The organism is Allobosea sp. GW822-FHT05A11, from assembly GCF_058800455.1.
This window is the reverse complement of sequence record NZ_JBXAMI010000001.1, coordinates 223403-246602: the sequence shown is the minus strand read 5'-3', so window position 1 is coordinate 246602 and position 23200 is coordinate 223403. Positions and strand designations below refer to the sequence as shown.

The 23200-nt window shown below is 66.7% G+C and carries 19 protein-coding genes; 9 read left to right on the top strand and 10 right to left on the bottom strand.

Annotated features, from left to right (window positions below; translation table 11 throughout):
• Positions 1–45 precede the first annotated feature (45 nt).
• Genes AC1RLU_RS01185 through AC1RLU_RS01175 form a run of 3 tightly spaced genes read left to right on the top strand, consistent with a single transcriptional unit; the run spans position 46 to position 3918 of the window.
• Positions 46–2754, top strand: coding sequence for a DUF4118 domain-containing protein (locus AC1RLU_RS01185; protein ID WP_492793537.1), 2709 nt, complete (start codon positions 46–48; stop codon positions 2752–2754).
• Complete coding sequence (locus tag AC1RLU_RS01180) at positions 2751–3443, top strand: response regulator transcription factor (RefSeq protein WP_492793536.1); 693 nt, start codon at positions 2751–2753, stop codon at positions 3441–3443. Before AC1RLU_RS01185 ends, AC1RLU_RS01180 begins: the two co-directional genes overlap by 4 nt.
• A gap of 28 nt (positions 3444–3471) precedes the next feature.
• Entirely contained in the window at positions 3472–3918 is a 447-nt protein-coding gene (locus AC1RLU_RS01175; RefSeq protein ID WP_492793535.1) for a PTS sugar transporter subunit IIA, read from the top strand.
• On the opposite strand, the gene AC1RLU_RS01170 is transcribed toward AC1RLU_RS01175, so the two are convergent.
• Positions 3891–4898 carry a LysR family transcriptional regulator gene (locus AC1RLU_RS01170; RefSeq protein WP_492793534.1) on the bottom strand — a complete coding sequence of 336 codons (1008 nt, stop codon included), beginning with the start codon at positions 4896–4898 and terminating at the stop codon, positions 3891–3893. The genes AC1RLU_RS01175 and AC1RLU_RS01170 overlap by 28 nt on opposite strands.
• A gap of 109 nt (positions 4899–5007) precedes the next feature.
• On the opposite strand from AC1RLU_RS01170, the gene AC1RLU_RS01165 reads away from it, so the two are divergent.
• From AC1RLU_RS01165 to AC1RLU_RS01155, 3 genes are all read left to right on the top strand, one after another.
• On the top strand, positions 5008–5844 hold the full coding sequence (locus tag AC1RLU_RS01165) for an alpha/beta hydrolase fold domain-containing protein (protein WP_492793533.1): 837 nt from the start codon (positions 5008–5010) through the stop codon (positions 5842–5844).
• A gap of 50 nt (positions 5845–5894) precedes the next feature.
• A complete protein-coding gene (locus tag AC1RLU_RS01160) occupies positions 5895–7094 on the top strand; it encodes an efflux RND transporter periplasmic adaptor subunit (protein ID WP_492793532.1) in 1200 nt (399 codons plus the stop codon).
• A gap of 79 nt (positions 7095–7173) precedes the next feature.
• On the top strand, positions 7174–10353 hold the full coding sequence (locus AC1RLU_RS01155) for an efflux RND transporter permease subunit (RefSeq protein WP_492793531.1): 3180 nt from the start codon (positions 7174–7176) through the stop codon (positions 10351–10353).
• A gap of 197 nt (positions 10354–10550) precedes the next feature.
• On the opposite strand, the gene AC1RLU_RS01150 is transcribed toward AC1RLU_RS01155, so the two are convergent.
• From AC1RLU_RS01150 to AC1RLU_RS01130, 5 genes are all read right to left on the bottom strand, one after another.
• On the bottom strand, positions 10551–11420 hold the full coding sequence (locus AC1RLU_RS01150) for an ABC transporter permease (RefSeq protein WP_492793530.1): 870 nt from the start codon (positions 11418–11420) through the stop codon (positions 10551–10553).
• A gap of 111 nt (positions 11421–11531) precedes the next feature.
• Entirely contained in the window at positions 11532–12578 is a 1047-nt protein-coding gene (locus tag AC1RLU_RS01145; protein WP_492793529.1) for an ABC transporter substrate-binding protein, read from the bottom strand.
• Between the two features lie 35 nt (positions 12579–12613).
• Positions 12614–13672 (bottom strand): ABC transporter ATP-binding protein, encoded by a 1059-nt coding sequence (locus tag AC1RLU_RS01140; protein WP_492793528.1) that lies wholly within the window; start codon positions 13670–13672, stop codon positions 12614–12616.
• Positions 13673–13693: 21 nt separating this feature from the next.
• Complete coding sequence (locus AC1RLU_RS01135) at positions 13694–14509, bottom strand: ABC transporter permease (protein WP_492793527.1); 816 nt, start codon at positions 14507–14509, stop codon at positions 13694–13696.
• Between the two features lie 154 nt (positions 14510–14663).
• The gene (locus AC1RLU_RS01130; protein ID WP_492793526.1) at positions 14664–15899 is read right to left on the bottom strand and encodes a metal-dependent hydrolase family protein; all 1236 of its coding nucleotides are present in this window, start codon (positions 15897–15899) and stop codon (positions 14664–14666) included.
• Positions 15900–16117: 218 nt separating this feature from the next.
• Here AC1RLU_RS01130 and AC1RLU_RS01125 point away from each other — a divergent pair, with 218 nt between their 5' ends.
• Both AC1RLU_RS01125 and AC1RLU_RS01120 read left to right on the top strand, forming a co-directional pair.
• Complete coding sequence (locus AC1RLU_RS01125) at positions 16118–17227, top strand: CaiB/BaiF CoA transferase family protein (protein WP_492793525.1); 1110 nt, start codon at positions 16118–16120, stop codon at positions 17225–17227.
• A 291-nt stretch (positions 17228–17518) separates the two neighbouring features.
• On the top strand, positions 17519–18262 hold the full coding sequence (locus AC1RLU_RS01120; RefSeq protein ID WP_492793524.1) for an aspartate/glutamate racemase family protein: 744 nt from the start codon (positions 17519–17521) through the stop codon (positions 18260–18262).
• A 10-nt stretch (positions 18263–18272) separates the two neighbouring features.
• Here the strand turns inward: AC1RLU_RS01120 and AC1RLU_RS01115 are convergent, their stop codons facing one another.
• On the bottom strand, positions 18273–19184 hold the full coding sequence (locus tag AC1RLU_RS01115) for an NAD(P)-dependent oxidoreductase (RefSeq protein WP_492793523.1): 912 nt from the start codon (positions 19182–19184) through the stop codon (positions 18273–18275).
• A 101-nt stretch (positions 19185–19285) separates the two neighbouring features.
• Between AC1RLU_RS01115 and AC1RLU_RS01110 the strand changes: the two genes are divergently transcribed.
• Positions 19286–20353: a LacI family DNA-binding transcriptional regulator gene (locus tag AC1RLU_RS01110; RefSeq protein ID WP_061970742.1), complete on the top strand. Its 1068-nt coding sequence runs from the start codon at positions 19286–19288 to the stop codon at positions 20351–20353.
• A gap of 7 nt (positions 20354–20360) precedes the next feature.
• Here the strand turns inward: AC1RLU_RS01110 and AC1RLU_RS01105 are convergent, their stop codons facing one another.
• The 3 genes from AC1RLU_RS01105 to AC1RLU_RS01095 all read right to left on the bottom strand — a co-directional run bounded on the left by AC1RLU_RS01105 (position 20361) and on the right by AC1RLU_RS01095 (position 23192).
• Positions 20361–21266, bottom strand: a complete 906-nt coding sequence (locus AC1RLU_RS01105; protein WP_492793522.1) for an NAD(P)-dependent oxidoreductase — start codon at positions 21264–21266, stop codon at positions 20361–20363.
• A 74-nt stretch (positions 21267–21340) separates the two neighbouring features.
• Positions 21341–22243 carry a carbohydrate ABC transporter permease gene (locus AC1RLU_RS01100; RefSeq protein WP_492793521.1) on the bottom strand — a complete coding sequence of 301 codons (903 nt, stop codon included), beginning with the start codon at positions 22241–22243 and terminating at the stop codon, positions 21341–21343.
• Complete coding sequence (locus AC1RLU_RS01095; protein ID WP_061970622.1) at positions 22236–23192, bottom strand: carbohydrate ABC transporter permease; 957 nt, start codon at positions 23190–23192, stop codon at positions 22236–22238. The genes AC1RLU_RS01100 and AC1RLU_RS01095 overlap by 8 nt, the downstream gene beginning before the upstream one ends.
• Between the last annotated feature and the right edge of the window lie 8 nt (positions 23193–23200).

The following is a 23200-nucleotide window of genomic DNA, read 5'->3' as shown; positions in this document are numbered from 1 at the left end:
GCCCCGGCGGCGCATGACGCGCCGCCGCTTTCCCCAGCGGACCGCATGACCATCGCCGACAGCCATCGCGAGACGAGAGGCAGGCCCTCCCCGGAGGCGCTTCTGGCGAGCGCCCAGCGCGAAGGGCGCGGGCGCCTGAAGATCTTCCTCGGCGCGGCGCCCGGCGTCGGCAAGACCTACGAGATGCTGACCTCCGGCCGCGCCCGCCGGGCCGAAGGGATCGACGTCGTGATCGGCGTCGTCGAGACCCATGGCCGCAGCGAAACGCAAGCGCTGGCCGACGGTTTCGAGATCGTCCCGCGCCGGCTCGTCGACTACAAAGGTCGCACGCTCGACGAAATGGACCTCGACGCCATCCTGGCGCGCCGCCCGGCCCTCGTCCTCGTCGACGAGCTCGCCCATACCAACGCGCCCGGCAGCCGCCACCCCAAGCGCTATCTCGATGTCGAGGAGCTGCTCTCGCGCGGCATCGACGTCTACACGACGCTCAACATCCAGCATGTCGAGAGCCTGAACGACGTCGTCGCCCAGATCACCCGCATCCGCGTGCGCGAGACCGTGCCGGATTCGATCGTCGACCGCGCCGACGATATCGAGATCATCGACCTGACGCCGGCCGACCTGATCAAGCGCCTCGAAGAAGGCAAGGTCTATCTCGGCAAGACCGCCAAGCGCGCCGTCGCCAACTACTTCTCGCCGGGCAACCTGACAGCCCTGCGCGAACTCGCGTTGCGCCGCACCGCGCAGCGGGTCGACGACCAGCTTCTCAGCCATATGCAGGAACATGCGATCTCCGGCCCCTGGGCAGCCGGCGAGCGCATCCTGGTCTGCATCGACGACAGCGCCGGGGCGCCGGCCCTGATCCGCCATGCCAAGCGGCAGGCCGACCGCCTGCGCGCACCCTGGAGCGCGCTCCATGTCGAGACGCCACAGGAAGCCGCCCTGCCCGAAGCGGCCAAGACGCGGATCGCCAATGCGCTCCGGCTCGCGGCACAGCTCGGCGCCGAGGCGACCACCTTGCCCGGGCAGGACGTAGCGGGTGAAATCCTCCGCTATGCAGCCAGCGGCAACGTCACCCAGATCATCGTCGGCAAGCCGGCGAAACCCCGCTGGCGCGAATGGCTGAAGCCGTCCGTCTCGCATGAATTGATCAGCCGCGCCGGCGATATCGGCGTCCATGTCGTCGCCTTGCGGGAACAGCCGGCAAACAAGGCAGGTGCAATCTCGACCGCAGGCCAGCCCGGCTTTTCGGCCAAGCCCTATCTCGCGGCGCTCGCCTATGTCGCAGTTGCGCTCGGCGCGGCCGAGCTGCTCAGCCAGATCATGGACCTGCGCAATATCGCGCTGGTCTTCCTCACCGCCGTGCTCACCTCTGCCGTGACGGCGGGCCTGTGGCCGGCCCTCTTCGCCTCGCTGCTAAGCGCGCTTGCGTTGAACTTCTTCTTCATCGCGCCGCTCTATACGCTCACGATCAGCGACCCCGAGAACGTCGTCGCGCTCGGTTTCTTCCTGCTCGTCGCGCTGATCGCCTCGAACCTCACCGCCCGCGTCCAGCGACAGGCCAATGCCGCCCGCCAGCGCGCTCGCACCACCGAGGACCTCTATCTCTTCTCGAAGAAGCTCGCCGGCACCGGCACGCTGGACGATGTCCTCTGGGCCAGCGCCTTCCAGATCGCCTCGATGCTGCGCGTCCGCGTCGTCATCCTGATGCCCGAGGAGGGAACGATCGCGGTCCGCGCGGGCTATCCGCCCGACGACACGCTGGTCGATGCCGATATCGCCGCGGCGCGCTGGGCCTGGGAGCACGACCGCCCGGCCGGACGCGGCGCCGACACCTTGCCCGGCGCCAAGCGGCTCTATCTGCCCTTGCGCACCGGCCGCACCGCGATCGGCGTGATCGGCCTCGACGACGACAAGGAAGGCCCATTGCTGACGCCGGAGCAGCAGCGCCTGCTCGATGCGCTGGCCGATCAGGCGGCCGTCGCCATCGAGCGCATACAGCTCGTCGCCGATGTCGACCGGGCCAAGCTCGCAGCCGAAGCCGACCGCCTGCGCTCGGCTCTGCTGACCTCGATCTCGCATGACCTCAAGACGCCGCTGGCCTCGATCCTGGGCGCAGCCGGCACCTTGCGCGATTACCGCCAAGCTCTGCCGGAAGAGGATTACACAGCTCTGCTCGCGACCGTGATCGACGAATCTGAGCGCCTCAACCGCTTCATCGCCAATCTCCTCGACATGACCCGGATCGAATCCGGCGCGATGGAGCCGAACGCGGCTTTGGTCGATGTCGCCGACGTCGTCGGCAGCGCGCTACGTCGCGCCGCGAAGATCACCGCCGACCATCCTATCGAGACGGCCCTGCCGGGCGATTTGCCGATGCTCAGGCTCGATCCCGTGCTGTTCGAGCAGGTGCTGTTCAACCTGCTCGACAACGCCGCGAAATACGCCCCCGCCGGCAGCGCCCTCGCTATCCGTGCCCGGCGGGACGGCGGCGAGGTGCTCGTGACGATGACCGACGAGGGGCCGGGCTTGCCGCCCGCCGACCTCGAACGCGTCTTCGACAGCTTCTACCGCGTCAGGAAGGGCGATCAGGTCCGCGCCGGAACCGGGCTCGGCCTCGCCATCTGCCGCGGCTTCGTCGAGGCGATGGGCGGCACGATCACGGCTGCAAACCGGACCGATCGCAACGGCGCGGTCTTCACCATCCGCATGCCGGCTGACAGTCAGCCGAAGCCATTGGAACCGCAGACATGACGGCTACGGATATCAAGGTACTGGTCGTCGACGACGAGCCGGCGATCCGCCGGCTGCTCCGCGTCGGCCTCTCGACCGAGGGCTATGCCATCCGCGAAGCTGCTACGGCGCGCGAGGCGATCGAGCGCATTGCCGAGGAATTGCCCGATCTCGTCATCCTCGACCTTGGCCTGCCCGACCTGTCCGGGCAGGAACTCCTGCAGAAATGGCGCGCCGAGGCGCTGGCCTTGCCGATCGTCATCCTGTCGAGCCGCACCGACGAAGCCGGCATCGTCGAGGCCCTGGAGAACGGTGCCGACGACTATGTCACCAAGCCGTTCGGCATGAAGGAACTGGCGGCACGCCTGCGCGTCGCGCTGCGCCACAAGCTCCAGCAGCAGGGCGAGAAGCCGATCTTCCAGACCGGCGAGCTCTCGGTCGATCTGGTCAAGCGCATCGTCCGGCTGGGCGATCAGGAGGTGAAGCTCTCGCCCAAGGAATACGACATCCTGCGCATCCTCGTGCAGCATGCCGGCAAAGTGCTGACCCACCAGTTCCTGATGAAGCAGGTCTGGGGCGCCTCGGCCGATGTCCAGTATCTGCGCGTCTATGTCCGGCAATTGCGCCAGAAGATCGAGCGCATCCCCGACCAGCCGCAATACATCACCACCGAGACCGGCGTCGGCTACCGCCTGCGCGAAGCAGAATGAGCCCTGCCGCAAGGCATAAGACCGATCCATGATCCCATCCGACATCATCCGCCCGCGCTCGATCGTAAGGCTCGCCGCCGCGAACAAGCCCGCCCTCTTCCGTGCCCTCGCCAGGAAGGCGGCCGAGCAGCTCGCCTTGCCCGAAGCCGCGATCCTCGATGCACTGAACCGCCGCGAGGCGCTCGGCTCCACCGGCGTCGGCGGCGGGCTGGCGATGCCGCATGCACCAGTCGAAGGCCTTACCGAACCGTTCGGCCTGCTGGCGCGGTTGGAGAAGCCCGTCGCCTATGAGGCGATCGACGGCGCGCCGGTCGATCTCGTCTGCCTGGTTCTGACGCCCGTCAACGGCGGCAAGGGCCGTATCGACGCGCTGGCCTGCATCGCAAAACGCCTGCGTCCGGCCGAGATCCGCGAGCGCATCCGCAATGCCGCGGGCGGCGAGGACATCTACGCACTGCTTCTCGAAGAGAGCTGATCGGCTTTCGCGGGGATCGGCATCGCTGGCAGAAGCGATGGCTTGCAACCGGCCGGGAAGCCGGCGCCGCGCGACAGCACGAACTCGTCGCGCGCGAACAGCTCCGCCAGCCAATCGACGAAGACGCGTACCTTGTTGCTGAGGTGCCGGTTCGGCGGATAGACGATGTGCAGCGGCTTCGGCGCCGTGCACCAGTCCAGCAGCAGCGGCACGAGCCGCCCGTCCGCGATCGGCACCCGGGCCATGAAAGTCGGCAATTGCATGATGCCGTGGCTCGCGAGCCCGGCCGCGAGATAGCCCGTGCCGTCATTCAGCGCGATGGTGTAGCGCCCGCTGACCTCGATCGTCTCGCTGCGGTTCTGATAGACCATCGGCAGGATGCGCCCGCCGAGCGCCGGCCGATAGGCGACGATCTGGTGGCCGTCCTCGATATCGCGCGGATGGACCGGCGTGCCGAACCGCGCCAGATAGTCGGGCGTCGCGCAGGTGATGAGCTGCATCTCGCCGATCCGCCTTGCGATCAGGCTCTGGTCGGCGATCTCCCCCGCACGCACCGCGCAGTCGAGGTTCTCTCCGATCAGGTCCGCAGCGCGGTCGCTCAGACCGAGATCGAGCTGGATATCGGGATAGCGCGCATGGAACTCATGCAGCGCCGGGATGATCACCGAGATCGCCAGCGAGGAGCTGCAATCGACCCTGAGCCGCCCGCTCGGCCGCGCCTGCGCCAGCGTGAGGCTGGAATCGAGTTCGGAGAGTTCGTCGAGCAGACGCAATGCCCGCTCGTAATAGGCCGCGCCGTCCATGGTCACGGTCACCCGCCGCGTCGTCCGGTTCAGCAGCTTGGCGCGCAGATGCGCCTCCAGCTGCTGGATCAGCTTGGTGACGGTCGGCTTCGGCATGTCCAGAAGATCGGCGGCCCGCGTGAAGGTGCCGGTCTCGACGACCCGCACGAAGGCCCGCATCGCGGCAAGCTGGTCCATATGCCCTCGGATTGTTTCCGTACGTGAATAATGAATGAATGATTAGATCATTTATTCAGGAATGCCGAATCTCTATCTCATGCTGCAACGCAACAGCGAGGGTGCGTCAATGCCCGCGATCGCCGCGCAGAAACTGCAACCGGTCCTCTCCGTCTTCTGGCGGGAGGAAACCCTGAGCGCCCGTGGAGAAAGCTTCACAGGCCGCCTCTACGTTCCCGCCGAGGTTCCGGATAATGCCGGGCTCGTGCTGCATCTGCATGGCGGCCACTTCAACAGCGGCTCGCCGGCCGAAGGGCAGGCGGTCGCCACGGCCCTAACGGAAGCCGGCGCGGTCGTGTTCTCGCTCTCCTATCCGCTCGCGCCGATCAAGCGCTTCCCTGAGACGCTGGAGCGCATCTATGCAGCGCTCGAGGCTCTTGCCAGGGGCCGCACTCGCTGGGCGACGCGCGGCGCGCCGCTCTACATCGCTGGCGAGGAAGCCGGCGGCAACCTCGCCGCGGCGCTCGCCATGATGGCGCGCGATCGCGGCGGCCCGGTGATTGCTGGCCAGATCCTGTTCTCGCCGATGCTTGACGCCTGCCTCGGCACAGCTTCGCTCCGTGGTGCCCAGGCCGGCCCGGTCGGCTGCCGCTGGGCCGATGGCTGGGCCGACTATCTCGGCACGCCCGAGCGCGCCGCTCATCCCTATGCGGCTCCGCTCCAGGCGACGCGCCTCGCCGGCCTGCCGCCGGCCCTGCTGATCAGCGGGCAGGACGACCCGATGCGCGACGAGGCGGCGCAATATGCTGATCGCCTCGGCCAGGCCGGCATCGCCGTCCGACATGTCGAGTTCAGCGCGCCGACGCGCTGGCCTTTGGCCTATGCGGATGCGGCGGAGGAAGGCTCCTGTCTCTGCCAGAGCTGCGGCGAGATCGCCGCCTTCTATGAACGGACCGCGCCCTCCTAGCGCCCGCTCTCTTTCGAACACCCCAAGCATTTCCAAGGAAGGACCGACCCATGATTCCGGGAACGAACCGTCGTGGCCTTTTGGCCGGCCTCACCGCCTCCGTCGCATTGACCGCCATCACGGTCTTTGCCCTCTCCGGCACGCATGCCCAAGGCGATACCGCGCCCGCAGCGGCGCCCGCCATCCCCGTTTCCGTCGCGACCGTCGAAGCCCGCGAGGTCGTGCCCTGGGCCGAATTCTCCGGTCGGCTGGAGGCGATCGAGCGCGTCGAACTGCGCTCGCGCGTCGCTGGCGTCGTGGAGGCCGTGCATTTCCGCGAGGGCAACCTCGTCAAGCAGGGCGACCTGCTCGTCAGCATCGACCAGGCACCCTATCTCGCCGACCTCCAGCGAGCCGAGGCGCAGGTGCAGGGCGCGAAGGCGCGGGTCGCACTGGCAGAGAGCGAGAACGAGCGCGGCCAGCAGTTGCTGGCAACCCGCAACCTCTCCCAGCGCGACGTCGATACCCGCGTGAACAACCTGCGGGAGGCGCAGGCCAATCTCCAGGCCGCCGAGGCCGCCCGCCGCACGGCGCAGCTCAACCTCGACTATACCCAGATCCGTGCCCCGATCAGCGGCCGCATCGGCCGGCTCGACGTCACCGTCGGCAACCTGATCGCGGCCGGCGGGCAGGTCCTGACCTCGCTGCTCTCGGTCGATCCGATCTATGCCGCCTTCAATGCCGACGAGCGCAGCGTGCTCGATGCGCTGGCCTCACTGCCAGAGGGTTCGCGAGCGCTGGAGCAGATTCCGGTCAGGCTGACCACGGCGACGGCCCAGGCCGCGCAGTTCAGCGGCAAGCTGCATTTCGTCGATAACGGCATCGACGGCGCCAGCGGCACGGTCCGGGTCCGCGCCCGGCTCGACAATCCCGACGGCAAGCTGATGCCCGGCCAGTTCGTCCGGGTCCAGCTCGGCCAGGCCAAGGCCGAGCAGCAGCTTGTCATCAACGAGCGCGCCGTCGGCACCGACCAGAACAAGAAGTTCGTCTTCGTCGTCGGCGACGACGCCAAGGCGGCCTGGCGCGAGGTCTCGCTCGGCGCCGCCCATGACGGCCTGCGCGTCGTCACGGCCGGCCTGAAGCCGGGCGAGCGCATCGTCGTCAACGGGCTTCAGCGCGTGCGGCCAGGCGCAATCGTAGCGCCTGAGCCGGTGCCGATGGCCCAGAAGACCGAACTGAAGAAGCCCGCGACCGAACTCGCGCAACGCTGACCGACATGACCCGCCACGGATGCCGCAAGGGCGGGTCCGTGGCCGCAGGTCCAATAAGCCGCTCGAAAGGGGGCGCCTCATGAACCTCTCGAAATTCTTCATCGACCGGCCGATCTTCGCGGCGGTCCTCTCCATCCTGATCTTCCTGGCAGGGTTGCTCTCGATCAGGGCCCTGCCGATCTCTGAATACCCGGAAGTCGTCCCGCCGACCGTCGTCGTGCGGGCGCAATATCCCGGCGCCAGCCCGCGCGTGATCGCCGAGACGGTGGCGACGCCGATCGAAGAGCAGATCAACGGCGTCGAGGGCATGCTCTACATGTCGAGCCAGGCGACGACCGACGGCGTGATGACGCTGAACGTCACCTTCCGCCTCGGCACCGACCCGGACAAGGCCCAGCAGCTCGTCCAGAATCGCGTCAGCCAGGCCGAGCCGCGCCTGCCCGAGGAGGTGCGCCGGCTCGGTGTCACCACGGTCAAGAGCTCGCCCGACCTGACGATGGTGGTGCACATCACCTCGCCGAACGGCCGCTATGACATGACCTATCTGCGGAACTACGCGGTGCTGAACGTCAAGGATCGGCTCGCCCGCATCGACGGCGTCGGCCAGGTCCAGCTCTTCGGCTCGGGCGACTACTCGATGCGCGTCTGGCTTGACCCGCAGAAGGTCGCCGAGCACGGGCTCTCTCCCGGCGACGTCGTGCGCGAGATCCGCGCCCAGAACGTCCAGGCTGCGGCCGGCGTCATCGGCGCCTCGCCGAATGCGCCGGGCCTCGACCTCCAGCTTTCGGTGAATGCCCAGGGCCGCCTCCAGAACGAAGAGCAGTTCGGCGAGATCATCGTCAAGACCGCAACCGACGGCGCTGTCGTCCGACTGAAGGACATCTCCCGCATCGAGCTCGGCGCTGCCGACTATGCACTGCGCTCGCTGCTCAACGGCAAGTCGGCCGTCGCCGTGCCGGTCTTCCAGGCGCCGGGCTCGAACGCCATCGCGATCGCCGACCGCGTCCAGGAGACGATGCGCGAGATCAAGCAGAACATGCCGGAAGGCGTGGACTACTCGATCGTCTACGACACCACCCAGTTCGTCCGCGCTTCGATCAAGGCGGTGATCTCGACGCTGTTGGAGGCAGTCGCGCTCGTCGTGCTCGTCGTCATCGTCTTCCTGCAGACCTGGCGCGCTTCGATCATCCCGCTCGTCGCCGTACCGATCTCGGTCGTCGGCACCTTCGCGGTGATGTATCTCCTCGGCTTCTCGATCAATGCGCTCAGCCTGTTCGGGCTGGTGCTCGCCATCGGCATCGTCGTCGACGACGCCATCGTCGTGGTCGAGAATGTCGAGCGTAATATCGAGAACGGGCTCGCCCCGCGCGAGGCGACCTACAAGGCGATGCGCGAGGTCTCCGGCCCGATCATCGCGATCGCGCTGGTGCTGGTCGCGGTCTTTGTGCCGCTCGCCTTCATCTCCGGCCTGACCGGCCAGTTCTACCGTCAGTTCGCGCTGACCATCGCGATCTCGACGGTGATCTCGGCGATCAACTCGCTGACCCTGTCGCCGGCTCTCGCCGCGCTCCTGCTGAAGGGCCACCACGCGCCCAAGGATGCGCTGACGCGGGCCATGGACAAGCTGTTCGGCTGGTTCTTCCGCGCCTTCAACCGCTTCTTCCATCGCTCGTCGGAAGCCTATGGCGGCGGCGTGCGCCGGGTGATCTCGCATCGCGCGGTGATGCTCGCGGTCTATGTCGTGCTGCTCGGCCTCACCGGCGTGCTGTTCAAGGCGGTGCCGTCGGGCTTCGTGCCGGGCCAGGACAAGCAGTATCTCGTCGGCTTCGCTCAGCTGCCTGATGCCGCCACCCTCGACCGGACGGAGGACGTCATCCGCCGCATGGACGAGATTGCGCTGAAGCACCCGGGCGTCGAGAACGCGATCTCCTTCCCCGGTCTCTCGATCAACGGGTTCACCAACTCCTCCAACTCCGGCATCGTCTTCGTCGCCCTGAAGCCCTTCGACCAGCGCAAGGACCCGGCGCTCAGCGGCAACGCCATCGCGATGCAGCTCAACAAGGAATTCTCAGGTATCAAGGAGGCCTTCATCGCGATGTTCCCGCCGCCGCCCGTGCAGGGCCTCGGCACCATCGGCGGCTTCAAGCTGCAGATCGAGGACCGCGCCGGCCTCGGCTATGCGGCGCTCGACGAGGCGACCAAGGCCTTCATGGCCAAGGCGGCGACCGCGCCCGAGATCGCCGGCCTGTTCTCGAGCTTCCAGGTCAACGTCCCGCAGCTCTATGCCGATATCGACCGCACCAAGGCCCGCCAGCTCGGCGTGCCCGTGACGGAAGTCTTCGACACGCTGCAGACTTATCTCGGCTCGACCTATGTCAACGACTTCAACCGCTTCGGCCGCACCTACACCGTGCGCGTCCAGGCCGATGCGCCCTTCCGCGCCCAGCCCGAGCATATCGGCCAGCTCAAGGTGCGCTCGACGACGGGAGAGATGATCCCGCTCAGCGCGGTGCTCAATGTACGCACCGATTCCGGGCCGGAACGCGCCATGCGCTATAACGGCTTCCTCTCGGCCGACATCAATGCCGGCGCGGCTCCGGGCTTCTCGTCCGGGCAGGCGCAGGAGGCGGTGGAGCGCATCGCGAAGGAGACCCTGCCCAAGGGCTTCGCCTTCGAATGGACCGAGCTGACCTATCAGGAGATCCTGGCGGGCAATTCGGCGGTGATCGTCTTCCCCGTGGCGATCCTGCTCGTCCTGCTGGTGCTGGCCGCCCAGTACGAGAGCATGACCCTGCCGATCGCGATCCTGCTGATCATCCCGATGGGCCTGCTGGCAGCGCTGACCGGCGTCTGGCTCTCGGGCGGAGACAACAACGTCTTCACCCAGATCGGCCTCGTCGTGCTGGTCGGACTATCGGCCAAGAACGCCATCCTGATCGTCGAATTCGCGCGAGAGCTCGAATTCGAAGGCAGGACGCCGGTCGAGGCCGCGATCGAGGCCAGCCGCCTGCGCCTGCGTCCGATCCTGATGACCTCGCTCGCCTTCGTCATGGGCGTGGTGCCGCTGGTGATCTCGACCGGGGCCGGCGCCGAGATGCGGCAGGCGATGGGCATCGCGGTCTTTGCCGGCATGATCGGCGTCACCGCCTTCGGCATCTTTCTGACGCCGGTCTTCTACGTGCTAATGCGGAAGCTCGCAGGCAACCGCCCGCTCGCAAGGCACGATATCGAGCAGCCGGTCCTGCAGGCTGCTGAGTAAGGACGTGAGGAACAGCCTCCGACCATTAGGCCGGGGGCAAATCGATCCGGAGCTCGGAACGGTTTTCGATTGGCATGAACCGTCATTGCGAGCGAAGCGAAGCAATCCAGGGGGACGTGGTGCTCTGCCGCCCCTGGATTGCTTCGTCGCTTCGCTCCTCGCAATGACGGCTAGTGCGGATCGGCTAGAAAGCGGCTCTAGCGATAGCGCCGCTGCACGGTGAGATGCGCGATCATGGTGAGCAGGATCGTCGCCGTCATCAGGATGAAGGAGATCGCACCGCCGAAGGGCCAGTTGTTCTGCTGCGCGAACTGGCCATAGACCAGCGGCCCCATCATCTGGAATTTCGGCCCGCCAAGCAGCACCGGCGTGGCATAGGCGTTCATCGCCAGGATGAAGGTCAGGATCGTGCCGGCGAGGATGCCGGGCAGCGCCAGCGGCCAGAGCACACGACGGAACATCGCGGCAGGCCCGGCGCCGAGGCTGAAGGCAGCTTCCTCGACATTGCGTGGAATGCCCTCGATCACGCTCTGCAGCGTCAGCACCATGAAGGGCAGATTGACCGCGATGATACCGATCAGCACGGCATTCTCGGTATACATGATCTCGAGCGGCTGATCGATCAGCCCGAGCCCCATCAGCGAGGCGTTGAACGCCCCCTTGCTGCCGAAGATGGTCATCCACCCGGCGGCGCGAACAGCATTGCCGACGAAGAGCGGCAGCACCACCGCGATGACCATGAGGTTCTTGAAGCGGCTCTGCGTCCGCGCCAGCACATAGGCCAGCGGGAAGCCCATGACGAGGCAGATCAGCGTACAGATGACCGCGACGCGCACGGTGCGGACGAGCACGTTGAGATAATAGGCGTCGGTGAAGAACTTGACGTAGTTCTCGATCACCAGCGCGTCGACCATGAACTGGCCGGGCACGAACTTGTTGAGCGAGTAGCGGAACAGGATCGCCAGCGGCCCGATCAGCATGAGCGCGACGAAGAGCGTCGCCGGCACGACGAGCAGGCCGGCGAGCCTGGTGCGAGCGCCGGCGACGGCTTCGGGAGCGGCGCTCATGAACCGCTCCCCAAGCTTATGTCGACGGCATGGTTTGACCGTTCGCCAGCGCGAGCCGGAAGCGCAGAAAGCCGCGTCAGGCGGCCGCGATGGTCGAACGGACGCGCCATGTCAGCCCTTGAAGACCTTGTCCCACCATTCCTTCATCGCCGAATCGTTCTTGGCGAGGAAGGCGTAGTCGAGATCCTTGAGGGTCTTCTCTTCCTCGGGCGTGAAGCCGATGCGCTTGTGCAGCGCCGGATCGACATTGAGGCCGGTGACGGTGCCGTTATAGCCCATGTCGACCGCAAAGGCCTCCTGCGGCGCCTTGGCCAGCATGGCGTCCATATAGGCGTAGGCGTTCTCCTTGTTCGGCGCGTTCTTCTGGATCACGAAGCCGGAGACATAGGTCGGGATGCCCTCAATAGGCGAGACCGCCTCGCACGGAATGCCGGCGTTCTGCCACTGCACGACGCGCGCCTTCCAGATCGCGCTGATGCCGACTTCCTCGTTCTTCATCGCCTGGGCGAAGGCCTCGTTGGTCGGATAGACGCGCGCGCCGGCCTTCTTGACCGCGAGCAGGACCTCCTTGGCCTTCTCGATGTCGTTCATGTCCTTGCCGTCGGTCGCGGCCATCGATGCCGCGATGAAGATCGACTGGTACTGGATGTCGATAAAGCCGATCTTCGAACCCCATTTCGGATCGAGCCAATCCTTGAAGCCCTTCGGCGTCGGCGAGATGATCTTGGGATTGTAGATCACGACGTTGCCCGAATAGATGTGCCCCATCCCGTAGGGATATTTCATCGTCGGCAGCAGGTTCTTGGCATTGGGTAGCTTGGAATAGTCGATCTGCTCGAGCACGCCCGCTTCGTTCATCTCGAACATGTTGGCGGCCGAGAGACCCTGGATGTCGACGGTGCCACGCGGCAGGCGTTTCTCGGCGACCATCTTGGCCCGGCGCGGCGCATCGCCGGCCTGATCCTGCACCACCTCGATACCCTTGGGCTTGAGGATCGGGTCTTCGACGTTCTTGGTCAAAAGCCTCGCGTAGTCGCCGCCCCAGGTGCCGACGACGACGCGGCCGCCGGATTGGGCGAAGGCCGGCATGCCGGTCGCTGTCGCCAGCGCAGCCGCGCCTGCACCTTTCAGAAGGTCCCGCCTGTCGAATGAAGCCATGGTATTCCCCTCGTTTTTGGACGCCGAATGGGCTTTCACGCCCCTTGCGGATAGACGAGCCCGGCGTTTTCGGCCCAGCCTATCGTGATGCTCTCGCCGACATGCGGCTCGGCCAACCCGACCTTGTTCGGGATCTGCAGCAGCATGCGGTCCTGCTCGTTGAGCGCGACCTGGACGTCGAGCAGCGCGCCGAGATAGGAGGCATGCTCGATCCGTGCCGGAAAGCGGTTGGGCAGCCCCTCCGCCTCAGGCCCGACCGCGATCCGCTCGGGCCTGAGCGCGAGCGTCGCCGGACCGGGCACCGATGCGGCGCTGCAGGCGATGTCGAGCCCGCCGCCGGTGCGGAAGCGGCCTTGCGCAGCGACCTCGCCGTCGATGAAGGCGCTGCGCCCGATGAAGCCCGCGACGAAGCGATCGGCCGGCTTCTCGTAGAGCTCGCGCTGGGTGCCGATCTGGCGCACCTGCCCCTTTTCCATGACCACGAGGCGGTCGGCCATGGTCAGCGCCTCCTCCTGGTCATGGGTGACCATGACCGTGGTGAGACCGAGCTTCTGCTGCAACTCGCGGATCTCGATCCGGACCTCTAGGCGGAGCTTGGCGTCGAGATTGGAGAGAGGCTCGTCGAGCAGCAGCACCTGCGGCTCCATCGCCAGCGCGCGGGCAAGCGCGACGCGCTGCTGCTGGCCGCCGGAGAGCTGGCGCGGATAGCGTTCGTCGAAGCCGCCGAGCCTGACCAGCCGGAGCGCCTCGGCGACGCGCGGACCGCGCTCGGCCTGCGGCACCTTGTGCATCTCCAGCCCGAAAGCGACGTTCTGCGCGACGGTCATGTGCGGAAACAGCGCATAGCTCTGGAAGACGAGCCCGCAATGGCGCTTCCAGGGCGGCAGGTTGGTCACGTCCTGCTCGCCGATCGTGATCGCGCCCGCGCTCGGCGGCACGAAGCCGGCGATCATGCGCAGCGTCGTCGTCTTGCCGCAGCCGGAGGGGCCGAGCAGCACCAGGAACTCGCCATCGGCGACGGAGAGATCGACATCGTCGACGACCGTGAGCCCGCCGTAAGTCTTCTTCAGATGCGAGATCGAGAGCTGTGCCATCGTTAGGATCTTGCCATCCGTTCACACCACCCGGCTCAGTTTGACATAGCGATCGGTCACGATCATCGCGACGGCGATCAGGACGATCTGGATGAGCGAAGCCGCCGCCACCGTCGGATCGATCTTCCATTCGAGATATTGGAGGATCGCGATCGGCAGCGTCGTCCGGCCCGGCCCGACCAGGAAGAGGCTCATCTCGAGATTGCCGAACGAGGTCACGAAGGCGAACAGCGAAGCCGCGACGATACCGGGCCGGATGCTCGGCAGCGTCACCCGCCAGAAGGTCGTGACCGGGCCGGCGCCCAGATTCTGCGCGGCTTCCTCGATCGAGCGGTCGAAACCGGCGAGGCTCGCCGTCACCAGCCGCACCACCCAGGGAATGACGACGAGGGTATGGGCCGCAACCAGGCCGCCGAGCGAGCCCAATACCGGCCATTCCGTGGCGATCTCGATCTCGATCTGGAAGACATAGGTCGCGGTGCCCAGCACGATGCCCGGCATCACCAGGGGCAGCAGCAGGAGCGTGCTGATGCCGCCCCCAAGCGGGATGCGATGGCGCACCAAGGCGAGGCTTGCCGGCACGCCGAGAAGAAGGCCGATCAACGTCGAGGCGACGGCAACCTGAACGCTCAGCGTGAAGCCGTCGATGAAGGACTTGTTGTTCGCCGCCCCGGCGAACCATTTCAGCGAATAGCCCTCCGGCGGAAAGGAGGGGATTTCCTGCCGGAAGAAGGCGAGCCAGGTCACGAAGATCAACGGGAGCAGGATAAAGCCGAGCGACAGCGCGGCCGCACCGTTCAGCGCATAGCGCCCGAATCGCTGCGAACCGGCGCTCAACCGGCCATTCCCCTATGGCAGGCCGTTCCCTGCCGCATGCTGTCCGCTCTGGAGGCCAAGACCGTTCCCTCGTTTGAGCGGCAGTTTGCGACGCCACTTACAAACAGTGAAGCCTGCATTTCCGTCATGCGCTGACCGGCGACTGGGCAGCGCTTCAGTGCAGCGTGTTCTTGTGGAAGGCGCCGCCCTTCATGATCGCCGCCAAGTGCTTGCCCTGCTCCTGGAACAGCGCCAGGTCCTTCAGCGGGTCGCCATCGACAAGGATCAGGTCGGCGAAGGCGCCGGTCTGAACCGTGCCAAGCTTGCCCTCCATGCGCAGGATCTGGGCACCGACCGTCGTCGCCGAACGGATGATCTCCAGCGGCGAGAGCACCTCGCGGCGCAGCAGGAATTCGCGCGACTGCTCGCTCTGCAACTGGCCGAGCAGGTCCGAGCCGAAGGCAACCGGCACGCCGGCGCGCTTGCAGATTTCCAGCGACCGCAGGCCGCCATCGATGACGAGGTCGTTCTTGGCCAGCATGTCGCCGGTCATGCCGAACTCGGCCGCCCGCTCCTTCATCGCGTAATAGGCGACGAGATTGGCGGTGAGGAACATGTTGTTCTCGGCCATCAATTTGGCGGAGGCGTCGTCGATCAGGTTGCCGTGCTCGATCGCGCGCACGCCGCATTGCGCGGCCCGCGTGATCGCCTCCGGCGTATAGGCATGGGCGCAGACATAGCGGCCGAAGGCCTTCGCCTCCTCGACGGCGGCCTTCACCTCGTCGACGCTGAACTGCATCGAATCCAGCGGGTCGTAGGGGCTGGCGACGCCGCCGGACATCATGATCTTGATATGGTCGGCGCCGAGCCGCATCTGCTCGCGTACCGATTTCCGCACCGAGGAGGCGCCGTCGGAGACGTTCATCGTATAGGCCATGGCGTTGCAGCAATGGCAGCGCGCGCCGAAATCGGTGCGCCGGCGCGGGTCGCTATGGCCGCCGGTCGGGCCGATCGCGGCGCCGGCGATGAACAGGCGGGGTCCCGCGACATCGCCCTTCTCGACCGCCTCCTTGATGCCCCAATCGGCGCCGCCGGTGTCGCGCACGCTGGTGAAACCGCGATCGAGCATGCCCTTCATCAAACGGACGGCACGTGCCGTCATCAGCGTCAGCGGCATGCTCTCCATCGTCCGGATATAGACCTCCGACAGGAAGACATGGACATGGCTGTCGATCAGCCCGGGCATCAGCGTGCGGCCGCCGCAATCGATCACGTCGGCCTTGGCGGGCTTCAGCGGCTTGTCGGAGAGTTCGCGGATCGTGTCGCCCTCGACGACGAGCTCATAGCCCCGGCGCAATTCACCGAAACCGGGTTCGAGCAAAGCGAAGTTCTTGAAATGCAGCATCGTCATTCCCGCCTCCGAACATGCCTGCCAGGGAGCGCCGGGCTCCGAGCACCCACATGATATGCACGCAACATCCAAACTGTCGACAGCGCAAGGGCGGTTGATTGCGCCTCCGGCGGACATCCGTCGCCGGCCGCGCATCGTGGGGTTATCCAGCCAGATCGGCGTTGCGCCACTGATCGATGGCGGGTTCACTCAGGCCCCAACGGAGATTCGCAACCGCCATGCCGGGCCCACTGAACGGGATCAAGATCGTCGACCTGACCACGGTCATCGCCGGCCCCTATGCGACGCAGACGCTGGGCGACATGGGTGCCGATATCCTGAAGGTCGAGCCGCCGGGCGGCGACATCATGCGCGCGCCCGGCCCGGCCCGCTCGCCGGGCATGGGTGCCGCCTTCCTCAACTGCAACCGCAACAAGCGCAGCATCGCGCTCGACATGAAATCGGCCGAGGACCTCGCCCGCCTGCGGGAGCTGATCGCGGATGCCGACATCTTCATCCACAACATGCGGATGGAAGCGGCCCGCCGGAACGGGCTCGATCCGGAGACGCTGCTCGCCCGCCATCCGCGCCTGATCTACTGCGCCATCGTCGGCTTCGGGCAGGACGGGCCCTATCGCGATCGCCCGGCCTATGACGACGTCATCCAGGCCGCCTCGGGCTGGGCCGCGCTGGCACAGCGCTCAGGCGATGCGCCAGCCTACGCACCCACGATCGTCGCCGACAAGACGACCGCCCTCTTCGCCGTCGGCGCGATCAATGCGGCGCTCTATCACCGCGCGGTCTCGGGAGAAGGCCAGGCCATCGAGGTCCCGATGTTCGAGGCGATGGTCTCCTTCCTCGCCGTCGAGCATCTCGGCGGCCGCAGCTTCGAGCCGGCGCTCGGCGAGGGCGGCTATTCCCGCGTCCTGTCGCGGCATCGCCGGCCCTACCGGACCGCCGACGGCTTTATCGCGGTGATGCCTTATACGGCAGCGCATTGGCGTGCGTTGTTCCAGGCGGCAGGGCGCGAGGACTGGGCGGCGGAACCGGCGCTCAATGACGGCGCGGCGCGCGCCGCGATGATCGATACGCTCTACGAGCGCCTGGCGGAATGCCTGCTGGACCGCGCTTCCGCCGAATGGCTGTCGATCCTCGACCGGATCGACGTGCCCTGCTCGGCCATCAACACGCTCGACGACCTCCTGGACGATCCGCATCTGAAGGCCACGGGCTTCTTCGAGACTGTCGAGCATCCCACGGAAGGGCGACTGGTCACGACGAAGCCGCCGATCCGCTTCAGCAAGACGCCCTGCGCGATCACGCGGCAGGCGCCGAGCCGACCCCGCTGAACGCAGGACAGTCCAGGCCGCACGCGACGCTGCGATCTGGCCCGCGACATCATCGTGCCCTTGCTGTGAACGTGACGGAATGCGAGAACGCCGGGCAGTGCCAACGACGCCCGACCCTGCCGGAATGGAAGCACTGTTTCTCCATTCATCCGCTTGCGGGCCGAACGGCAAATCTGCTGTTGATTTCAGACCGATGAGACATCGTTCACTCCTGGCAGCCGCTGCACCGCCATGGCCCGATCGCGAGATCGGCGGCGGGTCCCGGCTGGTTCACGGATCGTGAGGCCTCGCTTGCGCATTCTCCTGCTCAATCCCAACACCATGCCGGAGATGACGGCGCTGGTCGCGCGCGTGGTCCAGCCCCATCTGCCGGCGCAGGCCGAGCTCGTGCCGGTCACCGGTCGCTTCGGCGCCCATTACATCGCCAGCCGCAGCGCCGGCGTCATCGCCGCCCATGCCGCGCTCGAAGCCTTCGCCGAGCATGGCGGGGATTGCGACGGCGTCTACCTCGCCTGCTTCGGCGATCCCGGCCTGCTCGCCCTCAAGGAAATGGCCCGCATCCCGGTGATCGGCATGGCGGAGGCCAGCAGCCGCTATGCCGCGGAACAGGCCGAGCGCTTCGCCATCGTCACCGGCGGCGAGCGCTGGGGGCCGATCCTGCACGAATTCGTCAGCTCGATCGGGCTGGGCAACCGCCTCGCCGCCGTCGAGACCGTGGCTCCCACCGGCGCCGATATCGCGCGGGACCCGGATGGCTCGATCGCGATGCTCGCCGAAGCCTGCCGCCGGGTGGCCAAGCGCGACGGCGCCGGCGCGGTCATCCTCGGCGGCGCCGGGCTTGCAGGCCTTGCGCCGCGCGTCCAGCCGCTTGTCGACGTGCCCGTGATCTGTTCGGCGGAAGCCGGCATCCGGATGCTGCTGGCCGAACTCGACCAGCCGCAGCCGAAGCCGCGGGAAGGCGACCTCGCCCTGCCTGCTCCCGTCGCCAGCACCGGGCTCTCGGACGGCCTCTCGCGGCTGCTGGCGCAGCCCTGAACAGGCGATTTCAGCCCTTGCCGGCGATCGACGTGCCGTTCAGGCCCGCGATCCAGTCCGACAGCATCGGCACGTAATCCTCGCCCTTGCCGCTGGCGACGGCGGTGGCAAAGCTGTTCTTCACGGCATTGCCGATCGGGTTGGCCACGCCGGCCTCGTTGGCGACGCTCTCCAGATAGCGCACGTCCTTCAGCGCGTTGCTCAGCGTGAACTTATGAGCGTCGCGGTCGCGCTCCAGCACGTATTGCATGAAGGTCTGGTAGAAGCCGCAATCCATGCGGCTGCCGCGAATGACGCTGTCGAAGGTCTGCGGCGTGATCCCGATCTTCTGGCCGAGGGTGAGCGCCTCCGCATAGATCGCGGCGTAGCCCAGCGACAGGAAATTGTTGATCAGCTTCATCTTGTGGCCGTCGCCGACCGGGCCGAGATGCACGATCTTCTGCGCCCAGGCCTCGCAGGCAGGCTTGATCCGGGCGAAGACCTCGGGAGAGGCGCCGATCATCGCGGAGAGCTGGCCGAGCGCGGCCTGCGCCGGCGTGCCGCCGAGCGGCGCATCGGCGAGATGAAGTCCCTTCGCTTCGAGCTCGGCCGTCAGCTTCACCGTCACAGTCGGGTCCGAGGTCGAGCAATCGACGATCACCGTGCCCGGCTTCGCCCCGGCGACGATGCCGCTCTCGCCCTTCACCACCGCCTCGACCTGGGCCGAGCCGGTCACACACAGGAAGATGATGTCGGAGCGCGCCGCGAGCTCCTTCGCTGTCTTCGCTTCCACCGCCCCGGCCGCGACGAGCTCCTCGACCGGCTTGCGGTTGCGGTGTCCCATCACGGTCAGCGGAAAGCCCTTGTCCACAAGATTACGGGCCATGCCCTGCCCCATGAAGCCGACGCCGATGAAGCCGATGGACTCTTTGCGTGCGCTCATCTTCAAATTCTCCCGCTGATATGGTTGAGATGGACCCGGACGTCGGCGACATGGCCGGACCGGAAGCCGGCCGCGAGGCCTGCGCTCAGTGTGGACGAGTCATGACTGCGAGCGACCCGCCCGGGCTCCGCCAGCCCAAGAGCCCGCCGCCAGGCCGCGGCCGCGTGACCTTGCAGGTCATCGCCGAGCGACTCTCGGTCTCGACCGCGACGGTGTCTCTGGCCTTGCGTGGCTCGCAGCTCGTGGCGGAAGCGACGCGCAACCGCGTGCGCGAGATCGCCCGCGAGATGGGCTACAGCTACAATCGCAGCGCCGCCTCCCTGCGCACCGACCGCACCAACATCATCGGCGTCGGCTTCCACGACATCACCAACCCCTATTTCGCCGAATTGCTGGCCGCGATCGAGGAAACCGCGGCCCGCAACGACCGCTCGATCCTGCTCGGGACCTATGCCGAGAACCTGGACCGGCAGCAGCGCGTGCTGAGCACGCTCGCCGAATACCGGCCGGACGGCATGGTCCTCTGCCCGGCCGGCGCCAGCACGGCCGAGAACCTGCTCCCCCTCGTCGATGCCGGCATCCCGATCGTCCAGCTTTCGCGCGAAATCCCTGAACTCGACCTCGACTTCGTCGGCTCCGACGACCGCCACGGCACCAATCTGGCGATGGAGCATCTGATCGGGCTCGGCCACCGTCGCATCGCCTTTCTCTGCGCCAACGAGAACATCTCGACCGGCCGCAACCGCTATGCCGGCTACCGCGAGGCGCTTGCGCGCCATGGCCTGCCCTTCGACCCGGCGCTGGTCCATTTCGACTACGGCACCCGCGAGAACGGGCTGAAGGGCATGCAAAAGGTCCTCGATGCGGAGAACCCGCCGACCGCCGCCGTCTGCATGAACGACCTCGCCGCCTTCGGCGCCATGCTCGGCCTGCGCCATCGCGGGCTGGAGGCCGGGGCCGATTTCTCGATCGTCGGCTGCGACGATGTGCAGGAAGCCGCGCAATGGTACCCGGCCCTGACCACCGTCCGCAATTTCCAGGACGAAATGGGGCGCAAATCCGCCGAATTCCTGCTGAACCGCATCGCCGACCCCCATGCCCCCACGCAGCGGCTCCTGCTGACGCCGGCCCTCATCGTCAGGGGCACGACCAGCCCGCCGCCGCGCTGAGTCTTCTTCAGGCATCGTTGGCGGGCTTGGCGTTGAGCGCGCGATAGGCCCGCACCACCTGCGAATCGTCGCGCCCGCCATGCCCGAGGCCCGACGCCGACAGGAACATCTGGTGCGCCGCCGCGGCCAGCGGCAGCGCCGTCTTCGCGGCGCGCCCGGCATCGAGCACGATGCCGAGATCCTTGACGAAGATGTCGACGGCGCTCGCCACCGCCGGATCGGGCTCGTGCATGCGCGGCCCGCGATCCCGGAGCATCCAGGACGAGGCGGCCGAGCCGCCCATGATCTCGAACAGCAGCCGCCCGTCGATCCCGGCCTTCTCGGCCAGCGACAGGGCCTCGGCCGCGACCGCGATATGCACGCCGCAGAGCAACTGGTTGACGGTCTTCACCGTCGCGCCCTGCCCGGCCTTCTCGCCGACATGGAAGACCTTGTCGCCGAGCGCGTCGAGCACCGGCTTCGCCCGCGCGAAGCTCTCGGAGGGCGCCCCGACCATGATGGTCAGCGTCGCGTTTCGCGCGCCGTTCACGCCGCCCGAGACCGGCGCGTCGATGAAATGCCGCCCGGTCTTCGTCACCTCGGCGGCGATCGCCTCCGCCTCGCCGGGCGGGCAGGTCGCCATCAGGATCACGGTCGCGCCCGGCGCCAGCGCGGCGAGCGCCCCCGCCTCGAACAGTACGGCGCGAGCCTGCGCCGCATTGACGACCATCAGCAGCAGTGCCTCGGCACCCTCGGCCGCTTCCTTTGCGCTCGCAGCCGCATGCCCGCCGACCGCGACCAGCGCCTCGCGCGCGGCTTCGCGCATGTCGAAGCCGGTGACACGGAACTGCTTGCTGACGAGGTTCTCGGCCATCGGCGCGCCCATGGCGCCGAGCCCGACGAAGGCGATGCTGGAGATCGATTGATGGGACATCGGGGCAGACACTCTTTGAACGAAAGCGGGCACAGCTTGCGCCATGCCCGCAAGACAGCCGGCGTCGAAGCCGGCTACTCCTTCACGGCACCGGTCATCGACGCCACGTAGTAGTCGACGAAGAAGGAGTAGAGGATCGCGACCGGGATCGAACCGAGCAGCGCGCCGGCCATCAGCGAGCCCCAGTGATAGACGTCGCCCTCGACGAGCTGGGTCAGGACCGCGACCGGAACCGTCTTCTTCTCCGCCGACTGGATGAAGGCGAGCGCATAGATGAACTCGTTCCAGGACAGGGTGAAGGCGAAGATGCCGGCCGAGATCAGCCCGGGCATGGCGAGCGGCAAGGTGATCCGCCACAGCGTCTGCAAGCGCGTCGCCCCGTCGATCATCGCGCATTCCTCGAGCTCGTAGGGAATCGACTTGAAATAGCCGATCAGGAGCCAGGTGCAGAACGGGATCAGGAAGGTCGGATAGGTCAGGATCAGCGCCAGCGGCGAGTCGAACAGGCCGAACTGGAAGATCAGCGTCGCCAGCGGGATGAACAGGATCGAGGGCGGCACGAGATAGGCGAGATAGATCGCCAGGCCGACATATTGCGAGCCCTTGAACCGCAGCCGCTGGATCGCATAGGCGGCGAGCACGCTGGAGAACAGCGACAGTGCCGTCGCCACCGCCGCGACCATCATCGTGGTCCACAACCATTGCGGATAATCGGTCTGGAAGAGCAGCTTGTTGATGTTCTCCAGCGTCGGCGACTTCACCCAGAACGGGTTGTTGTTCTTGTAGTCGAGCAATTCGCCGTTCGGTTTGATCGCCGTGATCGCCATCCAGTAGAACGGGAACAGCAGCACGAGCAGGAAGACCGACAGCGGCAGGTAGAGCGTGAGGAAGCGCCGCGGGCCGGACGACCAGTCGATGACGCCTTCGCGCTCCTTGTCGGTGAGCTGCGGGCGCGTGGCGAGGGTCTGGTCAGTCATTGTCTTCCCCCTGCTGCCACTTGCGGCGGGACAGGCCGTAATAGCTGAAAAGCGTCGCCATCACGAGGAACGGGATCATCGCCACCGCGATCGCCGCGCCCTCGCCGAGTTGCCCGCCCGGGATGCCGCGCTGGAAGGCAAGCGTCGCCATCAGATGCGTGGCATTGACCGGTCCGCCGCGGGTGATCGCGTAGACGAGCTGGAAATCGGTGAAGGTGAACAGCACCGAGAAGGTCAGCACGATCGCCAGGATCGGCATCAGCATCGGCAGCGTGACATGGCGGAAGCGCTGCCAGGAATTGGCACCGTCCAGCATCGCCGCCTCGTAGAGCGCCGGCGAGATCGTCTGCAGGCCGGCCAGCAGGCTGATGGCGACGAAGGGAATGCCGCGCCAGATATTGGCGGCGATCAGCGAGAAACGCGCCGGCCAGGGCTGGCCGAGGAAGTCGATATAGCTGTCGCGCCAGCCGAGCACGTCGACCAGCACATAGGAGATGATCGAGAACTGCGGATCGTAGATCCACCAGAAAGCGATCGCCGAAAGCACGGTCGGCACGATCCAGGGAATCAGGATGATTGCCCGGAGCAGCGACTTGAACGGCAGGTGGTTGTTGAGCAGCAGCGCCAGCCAGAGGCCGAGCGCGAATTTCCCGAAGGTCGCCACGCCGGTATAGAGCAACGTGTTCCAGACTGAGGTGATGAACACCCGGTCCTGCCAGAGCGACACGAAATTCTCGAAGCCGATGAAGATGCCGGGCCTGCCGATACGCGTATCGGTGAAGGCGAGCCAGATGCCCAGGCCCAGCGGATAGCTGAGGAAGACCAGCAGGAAGCCGGCCGCCGGGAGCAGACACAGGAAGATCAGGAATGGCTTGTTGTCGAACAGACGCACCAGCCAGCTGTGCTGCAGGCTGTGGACGGTTCGCGATTCGGCGGCAGCTACGGCCATGGCGCCCT